Here is a 15,428-nt window from a genome sequence, read left to right on the forward strand (position 1 = left end):
CGGTTCAGGCCGACAGCTCGCGTTCCATCGGTGTCCGGAAGCGGGGGGTGACGCGGGTGCCGCCCAGCCAGCCGCGCAGCCGGGCCGCCTCCGCACCGATCGCCGCGGCCGCCTCGCGTCCGGGATCGGCGAACAGACGGTGCACCACGCTGCCGTCCGCGCGCTGGGCCCAGCCGCCCACGACCCGGCCGTTCCACCACACCGTGGGGCCGATGTTGCCCGAGCGGTCGAAGAGCGCGGCACGGTCCGCGGGGTCCTCCGGCAGGTACCAGTCGCGCCCCCGCCAGCCCATCGGCGTCGGGTCGAGCGCGGGCAGCAGCGCCGCCCACGGCCCGGGGTCGGGCTCCAACGCCATGTCCTGCGGCAGCAGGTGGCCGGTGCCCTCCGCCAGTCCGACGGGCTCCGCGCCGACCGCGGCCAGCGCCGTGCGGACCTCGGTGAGCGTCCACCCCGTCCACCACTTCAGATCGGCCTCGGTGCCCGGCCCGTACGCCGCCAGCCAGCGCCGCACCAGCTCCGCCCGCGCCTCGCCGGCCGGGGTCGGCGGCGGCACCGCGCCGGCCGCCCACCGGTACTGACTGCTCGTCCAGCCGCCGACCGGGCGCCGCCGTACGATCCGGCCCTCGGCGGCCAGCACGCGCAGGATGCGGCTCGACACGTTCTGCGTCGCCTCGTACGGCTTGCCGCGGGCCGCCACCACCTGCTCGCGCAGGCGCGGGACCCGCTGGGCCAGTTCCGCCGCCGTGGACTCCGCGCCCCCGGCGAGGGCGACCAGGACGGCGTCCTCGACCTCCGCCAGCCACCGTTCGTCCCAGCCGCCGCCCTCGGCGAGCCAGGCCGTCAGCTTCCGGCGCTCGGCCGCGGCGATCGCGTGCGCCGCCGCCGCGTGGACGAGGGGCCGGGCGTCCGCCGTGACCACGAACATCGTCCGGCGCATCGCGAGCAGCCGGGTCAGGCTCCGTTCCTCGTACAGGGCGTGGTCGATCGCCGCCGCGTCCGGGACGCGCATCCGGGCCGCGGCGGACAGGTAGACCGTCGCCGGGTCGGTGCCGTGCAGGGCGACCAGCGACTCCGCGGCCTCCTCCGGCCGCTCCGCGCGCCCGTCGGCGGTCAGCCGCTGCCGCGCCGCCATCCGGTGCCGCCGCTCCTCCGCCCCGACCTCGCGCCGCGCTCCCATGGCCACCCCCGTCGTGTCCCGCGGCGTCCTGGCGGGCGCCGCGGGGCCATCGTGGCACGGCCCACCGACAACGCTGCCGCACGGTGTGACGCAGGTCACATCACCTCGCCGTAAGTCGTCCCCCAACCCGCGTAAGACACGGGGCGGTCGACGCTCTCATCCCCGACGGAAGGCACACCGGACCCGGCACGGCACCCCCGGAGGACCCAGCCATGCTCACCGACATCGACCACATCGTCCAGGCCCGCCTGCACACCCCGAAGTCCGGGCCGGAGGGCCACGAGATCACGGCGACCCTGCGCTACCACCGCGACGACCCGCTGGCGGCGCGCATGGCCTTCCCGCCCTCGGTGTCGCTCGACGGCGCCGAGGTGACCTGGGTCTTCGCCCGCGGCCTGCTCACCACGGGGCTCTACGAACCGGCCGGCGAGGGCGACGTCCACGTCCGCCCCGCCGGCCCGGACCGCACGGTGCTGGAGTTCCGCGCCCCCGCGGGCGTCGCCCTCGTCGAGGTCGCCACCACCGACCTGCGGATCTTCCTGGCCCGGGTCTACGAGGCCGTCCCGCCCGGCCACGAGTTCCGCGGCGTCGACATGGACGCCGTGATCGCCTCGCTCCTCGGGGAGGAGTGAGGCGACCGCGGCGCGGACTGCCGCCGGACTCAGTCCGCGAGGGGCCGGAAACCGCGCAGCCGGAGGGAGTTGCCCACGACGAAGACCGACGAGAAGGCCATCGCGGCGCCCGCGATCATCGGGTTGAGCAGGCCCGCGGCGGCCAGCGGCAGCGCCGCCACGTTGTAGCCGAAGGCCCAGAAGAGATTGCCCTTGATCGTGGCCAGGGTGCGGCGCGACAGCCTGATGGCGTCCGCCGCGACCCGCAGGTCGCCCCGGACCAGGGTCAGGTCGCCCGCCTCGATGGCGGCGTCCGTTCCCGTGCCCATGGCCAGACCCAGGTCCGCCTGGGCCAGAGCGGCCGCGTCGTTGACGCCGTCGCCCACCATGGCGACCGACCGGCCCTGCTGCTGGAGCCGCCGGACGACGGCGACCTTCTCCTCCGGCATGACCCCGGCGATGACGTCGGCCGCGTCGATGCCGACCTCGGCCGCCACCGAGCGGGCCACGGCCTCGTGGTCCCCGGTCAGCAGCACCGGGGTGAGACCGAGTTCGCGCAGCATCGCCACGGCCCGGGCGCTGCCGGGCTTCACCGCGTCCGCGACGACCAGCAGGGCCCGCGGCCGCCCGTCCCACGAGACGGTCACCACGGTGCCGCCCAGCGCCTCGGACTGCACCTTGGCGAGGACGAGCTTCTCCGGCAGCGGCGCCGGCGGCGTCTGGCGGCCGACGGTGACGGCCCGGCCGTCCACCGTGCCCTGGACGCCGAGACCGGGCAGCGACCGGAAGTCCGCCACGCCCGGCAGGTCGCCGGCGCGTTCGCGGGCCGCCTGGGCGACGGCCCGCGCGATGGGGTGCTCCGAGGCGTCCTCCAGGGCGCCGGCCAGCAGCAGGACCTCGTCCTCCCGTTCGCCGTCGGCAAGGTGCACGCCGGTGAGGGTCATGACGCCCGTGGTGACGGTCCCGGTCTTGTCGAGCACGACGGTGCCGACCCGGCGGGTGGTCTCCAGCACCTCGGGACCCTTGATGAGGATGCCGAGCTGCGCACCCCGTCCGGTGCCCACCATCAGGGCGGTCGGCGTGGCCAGGCCGAGTGCGCACGGGCACGCGATGATCAGGACGGCGACGGCCGCGGTGAACGCCGCGACGGCGCCCTCGCCCAGCGCGAGCCACACGCCGAGCGTCCCCAGGGCCAGCAGGATCACGACGGGCACGAAGACCGCGGAGATGCGGTCCGCGAGCCGCTGGGCGGCGGCCTTCCCGTTCTGCGCGTCCTCCACGAGCCGCGCCATCTGCGCGAGCCGGGTGTCCGCGCCGACCCGGACGGCCTCCACGACCAGCCGTCCGCCGGCGTTGACGGTGGCGCCGGTGACGGAGTCCCCGGGACCGACCTCGACGGGCACCGACTCACCGGTGAGCATGGCCGCGTCGACGGCCGAGGTCCCCTCCCGCACGACGCCGTCGGTGGCGATCTTCTCGCCGGGACGGACCACGAACAGGTCGCCCACCGCGAGGTCCGCGGTCGCGATCCGCACCTCGCGCCCGTCGCGCAGCACGGCGACGTCCCGGGCGCCCAGCTCCATCAGGGCGCGCAGCGCGGCGCCCGCACGGCGTTTGGAACGGGCCTCGAAGAAGCGCCCGGCCAGGATGAAGGCGGTGACACCGGCGGCGACCTCCAGATAGAGGTTCGCCGAGCCCTCGCCGCGGGCCACGGTCAGCTCGAAGGGGTGCTTCATGCCGGGCATGCCGGCCTCGCCGAAGAACAGCGCCCACACCGACCAGCCGAAGGCCGACAGCGTGCCGAGCGAGATCAGCGTGTCCATGGTGGTGGCGCCGTGCCGCAGATTGGTCCAGGCGGCCCGGTGGAAGGGCCACGCGGCGTACGCGACGACCGGCGCGGCCAGCGTCAGCGAGAGCCACTGCCAGTTGGTGAACTGCAGGGCCGGGACCATCGACATGGCGATCACGGGCACGGCCAGCACGACCGCGGTCACGAGCCGCTGCCGCAGGGTGGTGAGCTCGTCGGGCGCGGAGGGGGTGCCGGCGGGGTCGCCGGGAGCCGCGGCGGGGGCCGGCGGCGCGGGCAGGGCCGCGGTGTAGCCGGTGGCCTCCACGGTGGCGATCAGGTCCGTCACGCCGATGCCGTCGCCGAACGCGACCTTGGCCTTCTCGGTGGCGTAGTTGACGGTGGCCGTGACGCCGTCCATCCGGTTGAGCTTCTTCTCCACGCGCGCGGCGCACGAGGCGCAGGTCATCCCGCCGATCTCGAGTTCGAGCTCGGTGACCGGCGCCGCGGCGACCGGCGGGAGGACCTGCGGGCGATCCGCGGGAGTCATGCCCTGCCGACCAGCTCGTAGCCCGCCTCGTCCACGGCGGCGCGGATCGCGTCGTCGTCCAGCGGGGCGGCGGAGGCGACCGTCAGCAGACCGGTCTTGGCGTCCACCTCGATCCCGGTCACGCCGGGGAGGGCGGAGACCTCCTTGGTGACCGCGGACTCGCAGTGACCGCAGCTCATCCCGGAGACGCTGTAGGTGACAGACATGGGTTCTCCTCGTGCGTTAAGTGCGTGTTCCGGTGGGCGGCGAGGACCGCGAGGACCGCGAGGCCGTCCACCCGATGACCACACTATACCCCCTAGGGGTATGAGTAGGCGGAGTGCCGGCCGAGGTCCGTGTCACGCGCGGTGCCCGCGACGTCAAGAAAAGCACCGGTGCGAACGGCCAACGGGCGTATGGGCCAATGGCGGCCCGGGGTGCGGCGATCAGTGCTGGCGGGATGCGATTCCCGTGCGGGGCGATCACGCATTCGGCGCCGGATCGCGTGATTCACGCGCAAGGCATTGATGTGACGCTCGAATCAGCAGTAGCGTCAGCGCGTCGCGTCATCCGCCGCACAGGAGGCAGCGCCCATGTCCCTCGACCGCACCCGGCTGCGCGCACTGCTCGCCCGCGAGACCGCCGACGCCGTCGCCCGCAACCCGAAGTCCCGCGCCGCCTACGAAGCGGCCGACCACCTCTTCGGACGCGTACCGATGACCTGGATGAACAAGACCGCCGGCGCCTTCCCGCGCTACCTCGCCGGCGCCCGGGGCGCCCGTGTCACCGACATCGACGGCCACAGCTACGTCGACTTCTGCCTCGGCGACACCGGCGCCATGGCCGGCCACTCCCCGGAACCCGTCGCCGCAGCCGTCGAGCGCCGCTTCCGCGAACAGGGCGGCGCCACCGCGATGCTGCCCACCGAGGACGCCGAATGGGTCGGCGCCGAACTCGCCCGCCGCTTCGGCCTGCCGCGCTGGTCGTTCACCCTCACCGCCACCGACGCCAACCGCTGGGCGATCCGGCTCGCCCGCGCCGTCACCGGACGGCAGAAGATCCTCGTCAACAGCTACTGCTACCACGGCAGCGTCGATGAGTCGCTGATCGTCACCGGCCCCGGCGGACGCGGCGGCGTCAGCCGCCCCGGCAACGTCGGCGCCCCCTGCGACGTCACCCTGACCAGCCGCGTCGCGGAGTTCAACGACCTGGAGGGACTGGAACGCGAACTCGCCCACGGGGACGTCGCCGCCGTCCTCATGGAACCCGCGCTCACGAACATCGGCATCGTGCTGCCCGAACCCGGCTACCTCGACGGGGTCCGCGCCCTCACCCGCCGCCACGACGTGCTCCTGATCAACGACGAGACCCACACCTTCTCCGCCGGTCCCGGCGGCGCCACCGCCGCCTGGTCCCTGGAGCCCGACATCCTCACCGTCGGCAAGGCCGTCGCGGGCGGCGTCCCCGCCGGCGCCTACGGCCTGTCCGCCGCACTCGCCGACCGGCTCCTCGGCCGCGCCGACCTCGACCTCGTCGACATGGGCGGCGTCGGCGGCACCCTCGCCGGCAACGCCCTGTCCGTCGCCGCCATGCGCGCCACCCTCGAACACGTCCTCACCGACGAGGCGTTCACACGGATGTCCGCCCTCGCCGCCCGCTTTGCGGACGGAGTCGAAGGCGCCGTCGCCAAGCACGGCCTGCCCTGGTCCGTCAGCACCCTCGGCGCCCGCACGGAGTACCGCTTCTCCTCGCCCGCCCCGCGCACCGGCACCGCGTCGGCCGCCGCCGCCGACCCCGAACTGGAGGACTTCCTGCACCTGTGGACGGCCAACCGGGGCGTCCTCATGACGCCGTTCCACAACATGGCCCTGATGTGCCCGGACACCACCGCCGCCGACGTCGACACCCACACCGCCCTCTTCGCCGACGCGCTGGCGGAACTGGCAGGCTGACCCCCGTGGACGACATCGACCGCGCGATCCTCCGCGAACTCCAGACCGACGGCCGCATCCCCTACGCCGACCTCGGCCCCAAGGTCGGGCTCTCCCCGTCGGCGGCGCGCCAGCGGCTGCAGCGGCTCGTCGACGGAAAGGTCGTGCAGGTCGTCGGCGTCACCGACCCAATGGCGATGGGCGGGCAGGCCATGGCGCTGCTCGGCCTGCGCGTCGACGGCGACCCCCGGGCGGTGGCCGACACCCTCTCCGCCCGCGACGAGGTCGTCTACGCCGTCCTGACCGCCGGGTCCTACGCGCTGTTCGCCGAGGTCGTCTGCCCCGGCCCGCCCGAGCTGCTGGACTTCGTCAACGACGTCGTCCGGCCCCTCGAGGGCGTTACGGACGTCGAGACCTTCCCGTACTTCGGCATCCACACCCACCGCTTCCTGTGGGACGTGGGCTGACGCCGGACGCTCAGCCCTTCGGCACGACCCGCAGCGCGCGGTAGTCGTACCCGTCCTGCCGGAAGCCGGGGGCCTCCCACTCCAGCACCACCGACTGGCCCGCCGACAGGGTCCGGAACCCGGCCATCTCGATGTTGCCGTAGTGCGCGAAGCATCCCCCCGGCGTCTCGGCGCAGTCCAGCACGCCCCAGCCCGCCTCGTCGTCCCACTCGCGTACGGTCGCGTTCGCCATGAGGCCGAGCGTAGGCGCTCCCGCGGCATCCGGCCCGCGCTGTTCACCCGTACCGCCGCGCCCCCGCCCGCGAACGTGACGGAACCCGGGAGCGTATCCAGCTCCCGGGTTCCTGGGATGCCACCCAATTGCGCACACCGGCGGCGTTTAAGAGTCGCGGATCATGCTGAGGTCGACGTGTTCTGCCATTGAACTACCGCGCCGCGAAGAGGCGCAGAGGGGAATTGAACCCCCATCCGTCGACGGTCGTCCGCACTCGGTCGATCCGGTGTTCGGTGGCGAATACTGAGACTGGAGCGAGAATCTGAGATTGACAGGGCCGCCTCTGCCTGCTTGGGCCACCCCGGCACGCGGTGCCGGGGGAAGGATTCGAACCTTCAACTGCCACCCCTGGATCAGCTTCGACGTTCAGTTTCAGCTTGCGCTCTCACGCGCACCCCCCGCTCGCACGGGGGGCGTTCCTGCGGCTACCCGAACAGGTAGCCGAAAACGGCGTCGCCCACGCGCTGGTCCGTGACCTCCGCGCCGTTGGCCTCCTCGCGGGCGAACTTGACGGCCTGCTGGAGCTTCTCGACCCGGTCCAGGAGCTCGTTCACCCGGCGGGCGGGCAGTGCACCGGAGAACTTGACCGTCGTCCAGTAACCGACCGGGATGTCCTCGTAGTACACCTCGACCTGCGCCGGGTGCTTCTCGGTGGCCTCCGCCTTCACGTGGTTGCGGGGCACCTTCTTCGTGCGGATCGTCCGCACCGGCTCGGTCTTCCAGCAGTCCGTGGACGGGTCCGGGTGCCAGGACTCCGCGGCGTCGAGGACCGGGAGCTTGCGCACGAAGGTGTGGAGGTCCGTCAACTGCTTCTCCAGGAAGAGCAGATACGGCACCGGCACCTGCGCCAGCACGACGCGGCCGTCCACCGTCACGTCGGCGGCCGCGGACCGGTTCGCCCAGTCCTTCGTCGCCGTCACGTCGAACAGCCGGGTCAGCGTCGCCGCCGTCGTCCGCAGCACGTCCTCGGCCTTGACCTGCACCCGGGTGGATTCGGGCGGCAGTTGCTCGCCCTCCTCGTCCTTCGGCTGGTAGGTCCGGGCGATACCGGCGAGCAGCGCGGGCTTCTGGACGTCGTGATGGGCCTGCGTGAGCTCCTGGAGGGATTTGGACTTGACGCCCTTCTCCACGGCGATGATCTGATTCAGCTTCGGCACACCGGCGAAGCTATCAAGCGCGGTTCGCACACACACCCGGTTTTTTCCCGGGGTCCGCGCGTCCCTCGTCTCCCGCCCGCGTCAGGCCGCGGACGACAGGTCCTGCTCGGCCCAGATGGTCTTCCCGTCGTCCTCGTAGCGCGTCCCCCAGTGCCGGGTGAGGGAGGCGACGATGAACAGCCCGCGGCCGTTCTCGTCCTGGAGCCGGGCGTGCCGCAGGTGCGGGGCGGTGTCGGCGGCGTCGGACACCTCGACGGTCAGGTTGAGGTCGAGGATCAGGCGCAGCCGGATCGGCCCCACGGCATGGCGGACGACATTCGTGGCGAGCTCGCTGACGACCAGGTCCGTGACGGGGACGTGCTCCTCCAGCCCCCAGTGCGCCAGCCGGTCCCGTGCCGCGCGCCGGGCCTCCGGGACCGACGGGGGCTCGGCCGGGAACGTCCAGGTGGCGATGCGGTCCGGGTCGATGCCGCGGACCCTGGCCACCAGCAGCGCCGCCCCGTCCTGCGGGGTGCCGCGCAGCAGCCGGTAGGCGACCGCGTCGCAGATGTCCCTGGGCGCGGTCGCGGGGTCGGACACCACGTCGCACAGCCGGCTGAGCCGTTCCCCGGCCTCGGCCGGGTACCGGTCGGCGACGCTGTCCGAGTGCAGGGTCAGCAGGCTGCCGTCCCGCAGTTCCGTGGTTGTCATCTCGTACGGGGTGCCGCGTCCCAGCGGGGCCCCGCGCGGTACGTCGAGCAAGCTGACGGCGCCCTCGGGGGTGGTCAGCAGCGGGCCGTCGTGCCCCGCGGTGGCCGCCGAGCACTGCCGCGTGATCGGGTCGTACGTCACGTACAGGCAGGACGCGGTGAACGGCGCCCGCGCGTGGTGCAGGGTGACCGGGTCGGCGTCCTGCTCGCGGGCCATGTTCTGCGCCACGTCGTCGAGGTGGGTGATCAGCTCGTCGGGCGGCAGGTCCATCGCGGCCAGCGTGGACGCGGCGGTGCGCAGCCGTCCCATGGCGACCGACGCGTGCAGGTCCTCCCCGGGGACGTAGCCGATGACCAGCCCCACGCGGCAGCTGGACAGCGGCAGCACGTCGAACCAGTGGGCGCCGTAGCGGCCCGGCAGGTAGCAGTGCGCCGGATCCACCGCCGCGACTTGCGGCGGTGTGCGCGGCAGCAGGCTCCGCTGGAGCGCCGTCGCGATCGTGTGCTCGCGGGTGAAGCGGCGGGCGTTGTCGAGGCACAGCGCGGTGCACGCGGCGAGCTGGGTGGCCAGGGCCAGGTCCTGCTCGTCGAAGGAGTCGGGTCGCGAGCCGCTCCGGTAGAAGCTGGCCAGGCCCATCACCAGCCCGTGCACGGTCAGCGGCATCACGATGAGCGAGCGCATGCCGCTCTGGGCGATGAACTCGGCCCGCGCCCGGTCGTGGAGCAGCCAGCCGCCCTTCTCCGGCAGCACGCCGACCAGGCGCGGCTGCAGATCGCCCAGCGCCTGTGTGTAGGGGGTCGGGATCGCGTAGTAACTGGCGCCGCCCATCGGATAGGCGCCGACCTGGCCCTCCCGTGCCTTGAACCCGGCACGCCGCATCGGCAGCGTGGTGGAGATCGGGCCCATGGGGGCGTCGCCGGTGAGCACGGACTCCAGCAGGTCGACGGCGACCGCGTCGGCGAAGCAGGGCACGGAGACGTCGGCGAGCTCCTGCGCGGTCCGCAGCGCGTCCAGGGTGCTGCCGATGCCCGCCCGGGCGATGTTCAGCAGGTCCATGCCCCGCCGGACCCGCCCCTGGCCCGTGACGTCGTGGAACATGCAGGCCGCGCCGATGGTGCGGCCGCCGCCGTCCTGGAGGTGGTAGCCGGCGACCTCGTACTCGTGCCGGTGCTCCGGATCGCCTCCCGGATACGCGGCGACGGGCCGCTCGACGAGCGTGCCGGTGGTCCGCAGTGCCTCCCGCACGACCGGTGACAGGGGGATACCGGAGTCCAGTTCCTCCAGCTGCGCACCGATCACGGAACGGGCCGGCATGCCGCGCATGCGCAGCGACGCGGGGTTGGCGCGCAGCACCCGCAGATCGGCGTCGTACACCTCGAGCCCGGCCCGCGACTGGTCGAACAGGGCCTTCTCGAAGCTGCCCGTGGCCTCCGCCACGGGGCCGGTGCTCATTCCCCCGCCCGGCCGTCTCGTCGTTCCGGCGCCATGGCTGACCTCGGCTCCTCGGGTGCGGCTGCCACCACTTCTCAGTAAATACACCGCGCGCGGGGCTCCGCCACCGGAGGCGGCGGGCGGGCGGTGGGGGCGGTCCCCGGCGCACCGGAGGCTCAGCTCCGGTTGCTAGGGTGCGCGGGTGTCCGACTCCTCCCGCGACTCCCTGGCCGGTGCCGGCTGGGAGAGTCAGAAGCCCGGTTCGTACCAGGAGTTGATGCCCGCGCGGGTGGTCAACCTGTCGTGGCTGAACCCGGCCACGCTGTGGAAGGCGCGCAACGGCCCCCTGGCGTCGCTGTTCGGCGACCCGACCGGCCGGGACCGGCAGCGCTGGGTCGCGGGCCAGGTGGAACGGGGGGCCGCCGGTGCGGACCTGGTGATCGAGCGGGACGACCCCGACACGTTCTCGTTCCTCCTCCTCGGCGACACCGGCGAGGGCGACGACCCCCAGTACGCCGTGGTCCCCGGCCTGTTGAAGGCCGGTGAGGGCACCCGCTACGCCGTGCTCTGCAGTGACGTCCTGTACCCCGTGGGCAGCGCCAACGAGTACGGCACCAAGTTCTTCCGGCCCTACCGGGACTACGACGCCCCGATCTATCCCATCCCCGGCAACCACGACTGGTACGACGGCCTCACCGGCTTCATGCGGGTCTTCTGCCGCGCCCCGGCGCTCCCGCCCGCCCCCCGACCCCGTGCGCTGAGCCCCGCCTGGTGGCGGACCCTGCTGTGGGCGCGGCCGGACACCCCCGACGACGCCCGGCTCGACGAGGACCGCCGCATGCGGTCCGCGCCCGCGCAGGCCGCGTCGCTGCCCGGCCCGTACTGGGCGATGGACTCCGGGCCGGTGCGGATCATCGGCATCGACACCGGGCTCCTCGGCGGCATCGACCGGGAGCAGGGCGAGTGGCTGCGCCGGGTCTCCCGGGGCTCCCGCCCCAAGATCCTGGTCACCGGCTCCCCGATCTACGTGGACGGCGAGCACCACCCGTGCGCGATAGAGGGCGGCGGCACGGTCGACGAGATCGTCCGCGACCCGGCCCACCACTACGTCGCCGCGATCGGCGGCGACATCCACAACTACCAGCACTACCCGGTCGACGTGGACGGCCGCCGGATCGAGTACGTCGTCTCCGGCGGCGGCGGGGCCTTCATGCACGCCACCCACACCATCCCGCGCGTCGCGGTCGGCGGCGTCACCGAGGACGCCTTCCGCTGCTACCCGATGCGCGGCGACTCCCTCGCGTTCTACAGCCGGCTCTACGGGCGCCGCCTGCGCCTGCGCCGCCTGTTCGACCTCACCCCCGACGAGGCGGCCGCGGCCCTCGCCGAGCGTCTCGGCGTCGAGCCCACGCGCGCCACCGGGGCGCCGGTCACCGCGCGCACCCGTTTCGTCGCGGGCCTGCTGGGGGCGCCGCCCCGCCCGCACCGCAAGCGGCGGATGCGGCTGCCCGTCCGCAGGGTCCTCACCCGGCTGCTCTCCCCGGGCTCGGCCACCTACAGCCCGCCGTTCTTCAAGAGCTTCCTGCGGCTGGACGTGAGCCCCGCCGCGATACGCGTGCGCTGCTTCGCCGCCACGGGGCTGCGGGAGCACGAGCTGGACCCGCCGGTCGAGGACGACTTCACCATCGCCCTGCCGGGCGGCGCCTGAGGGGGCGCGGGCGCGTCCCGCACCCCCTCAGGCGCGGGTCACCTGCCCGCGTCGTAGCGCACGTCCACCACGTCCGGCGCGCCGGGGAACCGCTCCTCGCCCCGCAGGACGGCGTCGTACCGCCGGTCGCCCAGCAGATGGTGCGCGAAGAAGGCCCCGACGTAGTCCCGGGTGAGCAGGCGCTGCTGCCGCTCGGACAGCTCGTCCTGGTCCCGCTGCGGGTAGTCGGCGTCGGGGAACTGCGCCATGCAGGTGCCGGGGCGGCTGCCGGGGAAGGACTCGTCCTCCGACAGGACCTGCCCGCCGGCCGGCGACCACTGCGTGTTGTAGAAGTTGTGGACCCCGCCCGTCAGCGTGAACTTCGTGATCGGCACCTTGTTGCGGGCCGCGTTCTGCTCGACGTACGTGCCGCCGTTGGTCGTGTCGCACGTCCCCCACATCACCGCGAACGGCGTCCTGGTGACGGTGACCTCGTCCCATGTCGCGGCCGGGGCCAGGGCGAACGCCGCGCGGATCGTGACGCCGCGGGGCCAGGAGGCGCGGTTCGGGTCGTCGATCTCCTGCATGACGGCGGCGCCGCCCATGGAGTGCCCGATCAGCCCCACATTGCCCAGGTCCACGTGGCCGCGGAAGTCCACCGCCGAGGCGCGTCCCGAAGCGGCGTCGGTGAACGCGCCCTTGAGCGGGCCCCCACCGAACTGCGACAGCTGCCGCCACATCACCAGATGGCGTTCGATCAGCTTCGCCCGCGCCTGGTAGACGGTGTCGGCCTGGCCGAAGGAGGTGGAGTTGATGCCGTTGGTCCCGATGGAGACCACGACGAAGCCGCGGCGCGCCAGGTCCCGGCCGAGGTAGTCGTAACCGCGGTAGCTGGGTATCTGGTCCGTGCCGGGCGCGCACGGCCACGCGTACAGGGCGGCGACGGTGGCGTCGATGACCGCCTGCTGCTTCTCGGCGTCGGCGGTGTCGCCGGTCTCCTCGTCCCGCGCCAGCGCGGCCTTCGCGGCGGCCAGGTCCCGGGCGGCGTCCGCGTCGGCGCAGGTGGCGTGGATGCCGTGCTCGATCACGATCAGCGGGTGACGGCCCTCGGCGAGGTCGGCGGGCACGTACACCGCCCCGTCCAGCTCGTTGTTCCCCACGTAGCCCAGGGACTTGGGCGGCCGGAACGCCTCGTCGCCCAGGTTGTAGAGCACCTCGCTCACGCCCTGCCGGCCCCGGTCCGGCCCCTGACCCCCGTCCGCGGCCCGTGCGGTGCCGGGCACCGCCAGGAGGGCGAGTACGCCGGCCAGGGTCGTCAGCGTCGTGCGTGCGCTGCGTTTCTTCATGGTCTGTCTGCCTCGTGTCGTCGCGTCGGATGACGGAACCCGTCATCCGCTACGACGTCCCGGCCGCCCGGGGGTTGCGGGTGCGGCCCTACAGCCGCGTGCCGGCCTGGCGGTGCCCGACGGATACTCTTCCGCAATGCCGCTTCGCCAGTACGTCTACTTCGCTCTGAGCAGCAGTCGCACCAGTGCGCAGGTGATCACCGAGTGGCTGGGCATCGAGCCCGACGAGACGACCGTACGCGGAAGCCGCAGGGCCGGTACGCCAACTGTGCCGGTCACTCACAGGTGGAAGATCGTGTGCCGTGAGCCCGGCATGTCGGTCGACGAGCAGATCGCGCGGATCCTGGACCGACTCCGACCGCACACGGATCGCATCGCCGAAGTCGCAGCGAGGCTGTCGGCCGAGGATGCCGAATACGGTGCTGCCGCACTGGAAGTCGTGCGCTGCTTCAACGACGAGGCGACCGGTGAGGCGGCATCCAAGGGAGAAGCGAAGCGTCGATCCCTCCGCGTTGCCCCGGTAGTGGTACTGCACGCGCTTGCGCAGGTTCTGCGTGCTGGTCCGGTTCGCCATGTGTCGCGGGGCTATACCAACGTAGAGCAGGCGCCCGTCAGCAAGGTCCGCGCAGGGAGCCTTGTCGAGGTGCCACCCGTAGACCCCGGCCGCCGCTGGGACGGGGCTGTGACGTGACATGACCTCCTGCGCTGACCAGAGCCGATCCGGTGCGGTGAGAGCAGCATGGGTCACGGAGCCTCCAACGTCGGCGGGGTGATGGCCGCAGGCTACTGGCTGACTACATAGGCCGCGGTTGCGGATCCAGATACCGCAACCTTGTAAGGGCGGCGTGATCTGTAGCGGGAGCGACCAGGCCACCGCAGCTGTAGCGGCAGCCTAGGTCAACGTCACTTCTCGACTGGGGAGAACCGTCGTTGACCGTGGCTGACCGCCCTATGTGGCACGGCTGTGGCACGACTGCTTCGCCCCGAAGCAACTTGGGTGGGCGCTCAACCATGGACTGGCTAGGCAATTTTGGGCGCTCCTCCGAACGGTTGTACTGATCCTATGAGGCAATTTTCCCATAACGCTAAAATTTTTAACTATGTGGCGTTTTACCTAAACTTAGGCAGCTCAATTGCCGCTTCTAGTTGCTTTAGCGGTGTAAGGTGGCAGAGGTTCTGGCATGGTGTTCTCCATGACTGATGAGCAGGAGAGCTTGACTAGAATCGCCGTCTTCAATCACAAGGGTGGAGTCAGCAAGACAACCAGCGTGTTCCACGTTGGGTGGATGCTTGCGGAGCGAGGCCATACAGTCCTCATGGTCGACACCGACCCCCAGTGCAATCTCACCGGCATGGTTATGGGGTTCAGGGGCTCGGGGGAACTCGAGGCGTTTTACGAAAATCGCGGCGACTCAACTATTCGCTCTGCAGTAGCCCCCGCATTTGAGGGGCGCCCGCGGCCTATCGAAGCGGTCGAGACGGTTCAGGTACCAGGTCGTACCGGCCTCCACCTGATGGCTGGAGACATTCGACTCGCGGAGTACGAAGTAACACTCGGCATTGCGCAGGAACTCTCAGGCTCAATTCAGGCACTACAGAATGTCCCAGGGAGCCTTTCCTACGCCATCGATGTTACGGCACAGTCAATCGGTGCTGATTATGTGCTCATTGACATGAGTCCGGGGTTGGGGGCGATCAATCAAAACTTGGTAGGCATCAGCGACTATGTGATTGTTCCTGTCGCTCCGGATTTCTTTTCTGTGATGGCCATCGACTCCCTGGCCCGAGTGCTGCCGCGATGGCGAAGGTGGGCTTCGCAGGCTGCCGCGATGGAGATTCTGTCGGAAGCCGCTTACCCATTTCCGAATCGGCAGGCTCAGGTGCTCGGTACAATCGTTCAGCGATTCCGGCCGCGCGCAGGCAAGCCTGCGGCAGCTTTTCAGCGCTGGATAGACGAAATCGGCACGGCCTTTAAAGCGAACTTGCGACCAGCTTTGGAAAAGAGCGGCCAAGCGCTGCCGCGTGAGGCGTACACCGCAGCCGGAGTTGGTCAAGATATGGCGCTTGCATACATTGCCGACTTTAACAGCCTCATTGGCGTTTCTCAGGAGCAGAGCACTCCAGTATTTGCACTCACCGCCGATCAAATCCCCAACGTCGGCGTCGTCTTGGAGACGAATATCGAGTCCACCGAGAGGTTCCACGAGGAATTTTCTGAGCTGGCCCTCCGAATTGAGAGCCTTGTGGCTTCTGGCCGTGGAGAGTCGGTGGGATCCCTTGATCCTGTAGAGGTTCCGATTGATGTGGACGGAGAATAATCGTGCCAAGCGCTGCATATGATG

12 protein-coding genes and 2 pseudogenes are annotated in these 15,428 nt (G+C 71.5%); 6 read left to right on the top strand and 8 right to left on the bottom strand.

Features of this window, described 5'->3' with window-relative positions; genetic code table 11:
- Window positions 1–4: 4 nt before the first annotated feature.
- Complete coding sequence (locus ACIP9H_RS11215; protein WP_401587351.1) at window positions 5–1,177, bottom strand: winged helix DNA-binding domain-containing protein; 1,173 nt, start codon at window positions 1,175–1,177, stop codon at window positions 5–7.
- A 212-nt stretch (window positions 1,178–1,389) separates the two neighbouring features.
- On the opposite strand from ACIP9H_RS11215, the gene ACIP9H_RS11220 reads away from it, so the two are divergent.
- A complete protein-coding gene (locus ACIP9H_RS11220) occupies window positions 1,390–1,809 on the top strand; it encodes an SsgA family sporulation/cell division regulator (protein WP_360901223.1) in 420 nt (139 codons plus the stop codon).
- Between the two features lie 29 nt (window positions 1,810–1,838).
- Here ACIP9H_RS11220 and ACIP9H_RS11225 read toward each other — a convergent pair whose 3' ends face one another.
- Window positions 1,839–4,124, bottom strand: a complete 2,286-nt coding sequence (locus tag ACIP9H_RS11225; protein WP_401587354.1) for a heavy metal translocating P-type ATPase — start codon at window positions 4,122–4,124, stop codon at window positions 1,839–1,841.
- Complete coding sequence (locus ACIP9H_RS11230) at window positions 4,121–4,330, bottom strand: heavy-metal-associated domain-containing protein (protein ID WP_360901228.1); 210 nt, start codon at window positions 4,328–4,330, stop codon at window positions 4,121–4,123. Before ACIP9H_RS11230 ends, ACIP9H_RS11225 begins: the two co-directional genes overlap by 4 nt.
- 366 nt (window positions 4,331–4,696) lie before the next feature.
- Between ACIP9H_RS11230 and ACIP9H_RS11235 the strand changes: the two genes are divergently transcribed.
- Window positions 4,697–6,055, top strand: coding sequence for a transaminase (locus tag ACIP9H_RS11235; RefSeq protein WP_401587356.1), 1,359 nt, complete (start codon window positions 4,697–4,699; stop codon window positions 6,053–6,055).
- Between the two features lie 5 nt (window positions 6,056–6,060).
- Window positions 6,061–6,501, top strand: a complete 441-nt coding sequence (locus tag ACIP9H_RS11240) for an Lrp/AsnC family transcriptional regulator (RefSeq protein WP_401587359.1) — start codon at window positions 6,061–6,063, stop codon at window positions 6,499–6,501.
- 10 nt (window positions 6,502–6,511) lie between these two features.
- Here the strand turns inward: ACIP9H_RS11240 and ACIP9H_RS11245 are convergent, their stop codons facing one another.
- The 3 genes from ACIP9H_RS11245 to ACIP9H_RS11255 all read right to left on the bottom strand — a co-directional run bounded on the left by ACIP9H_RS11245 (window position 6,512) and on the right by ACIP9H_RS11255 (window position 10,074).
- On the bottom strand, window positions 6,512–6,733 hold the full coding sequence (locus ACIP9H_RS11245) for a cold shock domain-containing protein (RefSeq protein ID WP_360901234.1): 222 nt from the start codon (window positions 6,731–6,733) through the stop codon (window positions 6,512–6,514).
- Between the two features lie 467 nt (window positions 6,734–7,200).
- Window positions 7,201–7,932, bottom strand: a complete 732-nt coding sequence (locus ACIP9H_RS11250) for a hypothetical protein (protein ID WP_401587362.1) — start codon at window positions 7,930–7,932, stop codon at window positions 7,201–7,203.
- Window positions 7,933–8,013: 81 nt separating this feature from the next.
- Window positions 8,014–10,074 (bottom strand): SpoIIE family protein phosphatase, encoded by a 2,061-nt coding sequence (locus ACIP9H_RS11255; protein WP_401587365.1) that lies wholly within the window; start codon window positions 10,072–10,074, stop codon window positions 8,014–8,016.
- A 181-nt stretch (window positions 10,075–10,255) separates the two neighbouring features.
- Here ACIP9H_RS11255 and ACIP9H_RS11260 point away from each other — a divergent pair, with 181 nt between their 5' ends.
- Window positions 10,256–11,761, top strand: a complete 1,506-nt coding sequence (locus tag ACIP9H_RS11260) for a metallophosphoesterase family protein (protein WP_401587367.1) — start codon at window positions 10,256–10,258, stop codon at window positions 11,759–11,761.
- A 38-nt stretch (window positions 11,762–11,799) separates the two neighbouring features.
- On the opposite strand, the gene ACIP9H_RS11265 is transcribed toward ACIP9H_RS11260, so the two are convergent.
- Window positions 11,800–13,086 carry an alpha/beta hydrolase gene (locus ACIP9H_RS11265; protein WP_401958825.1) on the bottom strand — a complete coding sequence of 429 codons (1,287 nt, stop codon included), beginning with the start codon at window positions 13,084–13,086 and terminating at the stop codon, window positions 11,800–11,802.
- Between the two features lie 136 nt (window positions 13,087–13,222).
- Here ACIP9H_RS11265 and ACIP9H_RS11270 point away from each other — a divergent pair.
- Window positions 13,223–13,495 (top strand): annotated as a pseudogene (locus tag ACIP9H_RS11270) (DUF4279 domain-containing protein); the annotation flags it as partial.
- A gap of 120 nt (window positions 13,496–13,615) precedes the next feature.
- Here the strand turns inward: ACIP9H_RS11270 and ACIP9H_RS11275 are convergent.
- Window positions 13,616–13,780, bottom strand: a pseudogene (locus tag ACIP9H_RS11275) (hypothetical protein); the annotation flags it as partial.
- Between the two features lie 499 nt (window positions 13,781–14,279).
- Here ACIP9H_RS11275 and ACIP9H_RS11280 point away from each other — a divergent pair.
- Window positions 14,280–15,404, top strand: coding sequence for a ParA family protein (locus ACIP9H_RS11280; protein ID WP_401958828.1), 1,125 nt, complete (start codon window positions 14,280–14,282; stop codon window positions 15,402–15,404).
- Window positions 15,405–15,428: the final 24 nt, after the last annotated feature.

It is taken from the genome of Streptomyces sp. NPDC088732 (genome assembly GCF_044751205.1).
In the GTDB taxonomy this organism is placed as follows: domain Bacteria; phylum Actinomycetota; class Actinomycetes; order Streptomycetales; family Streptomycetaceae; genus Actinacidiphila.